The organism is Staphylococcus sp. EG-SA-17, assembly GCF_017151845.1.
GTDB lineage: Bacteria > Bacillota > Bacilli > Staphylococcales > Staphylococcaceae > Staphylococcus > Staphylococcus aureus.
In genome coordinates this window covers 1-245 of the sequence record NZ_JACVZO010000176.1, presented here as the reverse complement: position 1 = coordinate 245, position 245 = coordinate 1, and the positions used below count along the sequence as shown (strand labels likewise).

Sequence of the window (245 nt, the reverse complement as noted above, 5' to 3'; positions counted from 1 at the left end):
AACGAGCTCTGCAATTTTTTCAATCATACGAGCCTTATTCACTTGGAAAGGAATTTCAGTGACAACAATACGTTGACGTCCGCCTCCACGTTCTTCAATAACTGCACGAGAACGCATTTGAATTGAATCCAACACCAAAATGGTCTATTGCACGATACAAAGGTCTTGGAGAAATGAATGCAGATCAATTATGGGAAACAACAATGAACCCTGAGCACCGCGCTCTTTTACAAGTAAAACTTGAA

2 pseudogenes are annotated in these 245 nt (G+C 40.4%); one reads left to right on the top strand and one right to left on the bottom strand.

Annotation, left to right across the window (positions count from 1 at the left end):
* Positions 1 to 126, bottom strand: a pseudogene (locus IDG65_RS14980) (hypothetical protein); the annotation flags it as partial.
* On the opposite strand from IDG65_RS14980, the pseudogene IDG65_RS14635 reads away from it, so the two are divergent.
* Positions 120 to 245 (top strand): annotated as a pseudogene (locus tag IDG65_RS14635) (hypothetical protein); the annotation flags it as partial. The pseudogenes IDG65_RS14980 and IDG65_RS14635 overlap by 7 nt on opposite strands.